General features: G+C 72.8%; 5 protein-coding genes. 3 read left to right on the top strand and 2 right to left on the bottom strand.

The window, feature by feature from the left end:
* Positions 1–73: 73 nt before the first annotated feature.
* Positions 74–1,621 carry an MDR family MFS transporter gene (locus FHE66_RS14460; RefSeq protein ID WP_139073688.1) on the bottom strand — a complete coding sequence of 516 codons (1,548 nt, stop codon included), beginning with the start codon at positions 1,619–1,621 and terminating at the stop codon, positions 74–76.
* Positions 1,622–2,122: 501 nt separating this feature from the next.
* Here FHE66_RS14460 and FHE66_RS14465 point away from each other — a divergent pair.
* Positions 2,123–3,919 (top strand): M14 family zinc carboxypeptidase, encoded by a 1,797-nt coding sequence (locus FHE66_RS14465; protein WP_218013745.1) that lies wholly within the window; start codon positions 2,123–2,125, stop codon positions 3,917–3,919.
* Between the two features lie 59 nt (positions 3,920–3,978).
* On the opposite strand, the gene FHE66_RS14470 is transcribed toward FHE66_RS14465, so the two are convergent.
* Positions 3,979–4,638, bottom strand: coding sequence for an SDR family oxidoreductase (locus FHE66_RS14470; RefSeq protein WP_139073689.1), 660 nt, complete (start codon positions 4,636–4,638; stop codon positions 3,979–3,981).
* Positions 4,639–4,810: 172 nt separating this feature from the next.
* Between FHE66_RS14470 and FHE66_RS14475 the strand changes: the two genes are divergently transcribed.
* Positions 4,811–6,250 (top strand): glucose-6-phosphate dehydrogenase, encoded by a 1,440-nt coding sequence (locus FHE66_RS14475; protein WP_230976386.1) that lies wholly within the window; start codon positions 4,811–4,813, stop codon positions 6,248–6,250.
* 29 nt (positions 6,251–6,279) lie between these two features.
* Positions 6,280–6,549 carry a hypothetical protein gene (locus FHE66_RS14480; RefSeq protein ID WP_218013746.1) on the top strand — a complete coding sequence of 90 codons (270 nt, stop codon included), beginning with the start codon at positions 6,280–6,282 and terminating at the stop codon, positions 6,547–6,549.
* The last annotated feature ends 97 nt before the right edge of the window (positions 6,550–6,646 follow it).

A 6,646-nucleotide genomic window follows, 5' to 3' on the forward strand; every position in this document is an offset into this window, starting at 1 on the left:
AGCCGACTTCCGCACGACGACGGCGGAAGTCGGCTCTCGCGCGAAAGTCGGCTCTCGCGGGAGGGGGGTGGCGTCAGCGGTGGTCGGCTGCGGGCTCCGGAGTGAGGGCCGGGGCCTCGGGGGTGGGGGGCGTCGCCTGGGCAGCGGGCGGGGTGGGCTCGTCAGCCGGGGTGACGGGCTTGCGGACGAGGAAGGAGACCGCGACGGCGACGACGGCCAGGCCCGCGCCCCAGAGGAACGCGTCGTGGATGCCCGCGGCCTGGGCGACCACCGGGTCCAGGCCCTCGGCCACGCCGTCGGCGGTCCGGGTGGACATCACGGTGATGAACAGGGCCGTGCCGGCACCGCCGGCGAGCTGCTGGAGCGTGTTCATGATCGCGCTGCCGTGGGAGTACAGCGCGGGCTCCACCGACCCGAGGGCCGACGTCATGAGCGGGGTCATGAGGAACCCGAGCCCGATGCTCAGCAGGACGTGCACGAGCACGACGTGCCACGTCTCGCTCCCGGAGCCGAGCAGCGTCATGAGCGCGAGCGCGGTCGCGACGGCGACGGATCCGGGCACCACGAGCGGGCGCGGTCCCACCCGGTCGAACAGGCGCCCGACGAGCGGGGCGATGAGGCCCATCGTCAGACCGCCGGGGAGCAGCACGAGACCGGTCTCCAGCGTGCTCAGCCCCATGACGTTCTGCAGGAAGATCGGCAGCAGGATGAGGGTGCCGAACAGCGCGCCCATCGAGATGAGCATCATCCCGACGCCCACGCTGAAGGTCCGCGACCGGAACGGGCGCAGGTCCAGGAGGGCGGCGTCACGCCGCTGCAGCCCGAGCTGGCGCCACACGAACACGGTGAGCGCCGCCGCGCCGACGACGAGCGGGACGACCGGCGGCACGGCGGCGTGCCCCTCGGTCGACTCCCCGATGCTGCTCAGCCCGTAGATGAGGCCGCCGAACGCGGTGGCGGACAGGAGGATCGACAGCGCATCGAACGGCACGGCGCGCGGCGTGGTGATGTTCTTGACGAGCGAGCCGCCGACGACGAGCGCGAGCGCTGCGATCGGGAGCACGGCGAGGAAGATCCAGCGCCAGCCGAAGTTGCTGAGGATGAAGCCGGAGAACGTCGGCCCGGTGGCCGGGGCGACGGCGATGACGATGGAGATCAGGCCCATCGTGCGGCCGCGGCGCGAGACCGGCACGAACGTGAGCACGGTCGTGATGAGCAGCGGCAGCATGACCGCGGTCCCGCTCGCCTGCACCACCCGGGCGAGGACGAGCACCGGGAACACCGGCGCGAGCGCCGCGAGCGCGGTCCCGGCCGTGAACGTCCCCATCGCCGCGAGGAACACCGAGCGGGTGGAGAAGCGGGTGAGGATGAGGCCGGTGGTCGGGATGACGACGGCCATGGTGAGCATGAACGCCGTGGTGAGCCACTGGGCGGTGGCCGCGGTGACGGCGAACTCGTCCATGAGGCGTGGGATCGCCACGCTCATCACGGTCTCGTTGAGGATCATGACGAACGAGGCGACGAGCAGCACCCCGATGACGAGCTTGACCTGGGAGGGCACGGGCGCGTCCGCGGCGGGTGCCTCGACCCGGCCGGCGGGTTGCTGCTGGTCGACGGTCATGGGGCCTCCTGCTGGTGGGTCGGACGTGGCCGCGCTGCCCCGCGGTGCGCGGGGGCACCGTCGGGTGCTGCCGCGCGAACCGGCGAGCAGTCTAGGTCTGCGGTCCCGCGTGGGGGCCACACTTTTCTTCCGCCGTGTCGCCACGACCCTGTCCCCAACCCCGGAAGGGCCTCAGATCTTCCGTCATCGGACAGTGCCCCCCGTCACCGACACCGCCGCCCGTCCGGGCGCCCTCCCGGTGCCCACGACGTGACCATTCCTTGACGGGCGCTAGCCCTGCCGTTAACGTCCGAATTCACGGACCCGCCACGGCCAACGACGGCCTGGGTGCGTGAACGGCACGTACGACGCATCGGGGGGTGTGCAGGGTCTGTGGTCGTTCTCGTCCTCGTCGCGCCACGCCTCCCCGTGCCCGGGGAGGGGGTGGTACTCGCACGTCCGCTTGCGACCAGCACGCCGAGCAGATGAGGAACGAAAGACATGCAAAGACGTTCGACAGCGTTGACGGGCCGCCGGGTCCGCCTGTTCACGGGGGGTGCGGCCGGCGCCGCGCTCATCGCCTCCTTGTTCGCCGCCCCACCCTCGCTGGCACAGGTGCCCGCGCAGGTGGAGGGCCTGGAGGTGGAGCAGCAGTACGGGTTCGCCACGCTGAGGTGGGAACCGGTCGACGGGGTGAGCGAGTACCAGATCGAGCGCACCGAGGTCGACGAGAACGACGAGCCGGTCGGGGAGCCGGTGATCACCGGCCTTTGGCGGCCCAACCGGCAGGTCGACCAGGAGGTCCCGACCTTCGCCGACGCGAACTTCGACCCGGGCGACAGGTTCCGCTGGCGGGTCGGCATCCCCGGCGAGGGGTTCTCCGAGCCGGTCCACGACACGACCCTGCCGCACTGGGGCGACCCGGACACGCCGGGGGAGGGCCTGCGCACCGGCTGGGAGCTCGAGGCCGCCGCGCGGTTCACCACCGACGTCGAGGAGCAGGCCTACACGGCGCAGATCGACGAGCTGAGCGACCGGGTGCGCGTCGTCGAGATCGGGCAGACGCTCCAGGGGCGCCCGATCAACATGTTCGTCATCGGCTACCCGAGCCCGCCCGAGACGGCGGAGGAGGTCGCCGCTGGGGCGACGGCGCTGGTCAACTGCAACGTCCACGGCAACGAGCCGTCCTCCCGCGAGGCGTGCCTGATCCTCGCGCGCAAGCTCGCGTTCGACGACGACGAGCGCACCATGGACCTGCTGTCCGACGCGACCGTGCTCCTCGTCCCGTCGATCAACGGTGACGGGCGGGCGCTCAACCAGCGCGGCAACGCCACCGGCCAGGACCTCAACCGCGACTTCTCCCTCATCCGGCAGCCCGAGACGTTCGCGTTCACCGCGATGCTGCGCGACTACCAGCCCGACGCCGCGTTCGACGGGCACGAGTACGGCAACAACCAGGCGGGCGACCTGCCGATCCTCTTCCCGCGCCACCTCAACGTCCCTGAGCCGGTCTTCGGGCAGAGCAAGGACCTCGTGGAGAACTGGCTGTACGAGCGGGGCTCGGAGGACGGCTGGTGGTTCTGTCCCTACGGCTGTGAGGGGGGCAGCACGGTGGGCCAGAGCCAGGAGACGATCCTGCGCAACACCCTGGGTCTGAAGAACATCGTCGGCGTGCTGCTCGAGGCGCGCAGCGCCGGCGGGCCTACCCGCCCGGCCGACGGTGGCTCGCAGACCCCCGAGGCCCGCAAGCGCAAGACCTACTCGGCGATCTACACCTTCGAGCAGTTCTTCGACTACTTCGACGCCAACCAGGACGCGATCGAGGAGGCGGGCGAGGAGGGGCGCCGGCTGCAGCGGCTCAACCGCGGGCCGATCGTCTTCCGCGGCGCCTACACGGTGGACCCGTTCCCGGCGCCGCACCCCGGTGAGGCCCCGCCGAACCCGGAGGTCCCCGGCCCGGAGCAGATCCTCGACGCCCCGGTCTGTGGCTACCTCCTCACCGAGGAGCAGTACCACGGCGTGCGGGAGGACAGCCCGCCCGGGTTCCCGACGACGGTCGCCGAGCGGATCGAGGCGCACGGCTGGCGGGTCCAGGAGCGGGCTCGCGGCTACATGGTCCCGCTGACCCAGGACCAGCGCGGCCTCATCCCGCTCCTGCTCGACGGCGACGCCGCTGAGCCGTGGGTCTCGGCCCAGCGGCTCTACGGGCCGGCGAACAACCGTGTGGCGCTGCCCGACAGCGCGTGCGGCAAGACCCGGCTCAACCCGTCGGTCGGCGGCCCGGCCCAGCAGGCCGAGCTCGTCTACACGACGGACTGACCCGCGGGACGGCAGCGCCCCGGACCTCCTCGTGAGGTCCGGGGCACTGCCGCGCTGGCTCAGCCGTGCGCGGTGAGCGCCTCCTCGATCGGGGTGTCGCCGTCGGAGAACTCGATCATCCGGCCGACGGTCGCGGGCTCGGTGAGCGCCGCGGCGACCACCCGGGCGACGTTCGCGCGCGACGTCTCGTGCGCTCCGCCGTCGCCCTTGGTCACGAGGTCGATGCGGCCGGTGGGCTCCTCGAGGGTGAGGGCGCCGGGGGCGACGATCGTCCAGTCGAGGCCGGAGGCGCGCAGGTGGTCGTCGGCGTCCGCCTTGGCCTGGGCGTAGGCGTAGAACGGGTTGTCCTGCGGCACGCCGTGGTCCTGGCCGGCGCCCACGTAGGACACCATGACGAAGCGGCGCACGCCCGCCTGCTTCGCGGCGTCGATGGTGCGGACGGCGGCGTCGCGGTCGACGGCGAAGGTCCGTGCCGCGTTCCCGCCTCCGGCGCCGGCGCTCCACACGACGGCGTCCGCGCCCTGGAGCAGCTCGGCGAGCTCGTCGCGGGAGAGGCGTTCGACGTCGGCGACGACGGCGTCCGCGCCGGTGGCCGCGACGTCGGAGGTGTGGTCGGGGTTGCGGAAGACGCTGGTCACGGTGTCGCCGCGCTCGGTGAGCAGCGGGGCGAGCAGGAGGGCGACCTTGCCGTGGCCGCCGATGATGGTCACGTTCGACATGGGGTTCCTCCGGGTCGGGTGCGGGGGTTCGTTCGACGCTAGGTGGGCCGGGGCGGGAGCGCACCCCGGCGCGACGCCCGGGGGCCGGATGCGGGGACGGGGCCCGGGCGAGGGGTGAATGATGGACGGAGAGGGGGTGCCGCCGGGGTGCCCACGGCGGTGAGGAGTGCCCGTGGCAGCTGAGGTCGTGAGCCGGACAGAGGTCCGGAAGGCGGAGGGCACGCGCACGCTGCTCGTGCTCGGGGGCAGCGGGGACCTCGCCGGGAGGCTGCTCCTGCCGGGGCTCGGCAGGCTGCTCGCGACGGGGATCCACCCCGACCTGCGGCTCGTGGGGGCGGGCGTGGACGACTGGGACGACGAGCAGTGGCGCGCCCGGCTGCGCGAGGTCTTCGTCGCCCAGCCGAGCATCGAGATGGCGCCGTGGGAGCAGTTCGCGCCGCTGGAGGAGGAGCCCGGGAGGGACACGCTCAGGCGGCTGGAGGAGGAGTCCGTCTACCTTCAGGCCGACGTCACCGACCCCCTCGAGCTGCGGCGTCTGCTCAGCCTGTGCGACGGGCCGATCGTCATCTACTTCGCGCTGCCGCCCGCGATCACCGAGCAGGCGTGCCTCGCCCTCCAGGAGATCGGGCTGCCGGAGGGCACGCGGCTCATCATCGAGAAGCCGTTCGGCACCGACCTGGAGTCCGCGCGGCGGCTCAACGAGGTCGTCGCCGGGCTGGTGCCCGAGGACCAGGTCCACCGGGTGGACCACTTCCTCGGCAAGAGCACCGTGCTCAACATCCTCGGGTTCCGCTTCGCCAACCGCATCTTCGAGCCGGTGTGGAACGCGACCCACGTGGAGCGGGTCGACATCGTCTACGACGAGGACCTCGCGCTCGAGGGCCGCGCCCGCTACTACGACCGCTCCGGTGCGCTGCGGGACATGATCCAGAGCCACCTGCTCCAGGTCCTCGCGCTCATCACCATGGACCCGCCGACGACGCTGGGGGAGCGCGACGTGCGCGACCGGATCGCCGAGGTGCTGCGCGCGACGCGGGCTGGGGACCCGGAGATCTACAGCCGCCGCGCCCGCTACGGCGCCGGGCAGGTGGGGGCGCGGGACCTGCCCGCGTACGCGGAGGAGCCGGGCGTGGACCCGGAGCGCGGCACGGAGACGCTCGCCGAGGTGACGTTCTTCATCGACAGCTGGCGGTGGAAGGGCGTGCCGTTCACGCTGCGGTCGGCGAAGGGGGTGTCGCCCACGCGCAAGGAGGCGCTGGTGACGTTCAAGCCCGTGCCGCACCTGCCGCTCGGGCTCACCGGGACCTCCCAGCCGACCCGGCTGCGCATCGGGCTCGGGCCGGAGTGTCTCGACCTCGAGCTCGACGTCAACGGCACCGGCGACCCGTGGAGCCTGGACCGCGTCATCCTCTCGACGAGCTTCGGCGAGGGCGACCTGCCCGCATACGGCGAGGTCCTCGCCGGGGTGCTCGAGGCCGACCCGCTGCTGTCGGTGCGCGGGGACGTCGCCGAGGAGTGCTGGCGGATCGTCGAGCCGGTGCTCGCGGCCTGGAGTGAGGGGCGGGTCGCGCTCGGTGAGTACCCGGCGGGCTCCGACGGGAGCAGCGGGTGAGGCAGCGGGTCCCGAGGACGGCGGCGGTCGTGGCGACGGACCAGTCGCCCGACCTCGACGGGATCCGGGCTCCCGCCGGGGAGGTCCACGCGTGGGTGCCGGCGACCAACCAGACGGTGTGCGGCCTCGCGCTGAGCCGGGAGCCGCTCCTGCGTTTCCCGCACGTGGCCTGGGCAGATGTCCAGCCGGCCACCGGCAGCCGGGCAGACGCCGTCACCGCCGTGTGTCCGCGATGTGCCGCCGGCATGGGCGCGCGCCGCGGGGAGAAGCGGTGGAAGCGGGTCGACCCGCGGCCGTGAGATGACCGGTCCGGGGCGGTCCGGGGCGGTCCGGGGCTGTGGGCGGGGTACGACGTCGGGAGACGTCAGACTGCCCCACCTCGCGGGGCAGTCTGAC

The sequence above is a fragment of the Georgenia sp. 311 genome, from assembly GCF_006151955.1.
GTDB classification, from domain to species: domain Bacteria; phylum Actinomycetota; class Actinomycetes; order Actinomycetales; family Actinomycetaceae; genus Oceanitalea; species Oceanitalea wutianyii.

What these genes read in the sequence shown, in the direction of transcription:
- FHE66_RS14460 (WP_139073688.1), bottom strand. Translation starts at nt 1,621, where the DNA reads ATGACCGTCGACCAGCAGCAACCCGCCGGCCGGGTCGAGGCACCCGCC.
- FHE66_RS14470 (WP_139073689.1), bottom strand. Translation starts at nt 4,638, where the DNA reads ATGTCGAACGTGACCATCATCGGCGGCCACGGCAAGGTCGCCCTCCTG.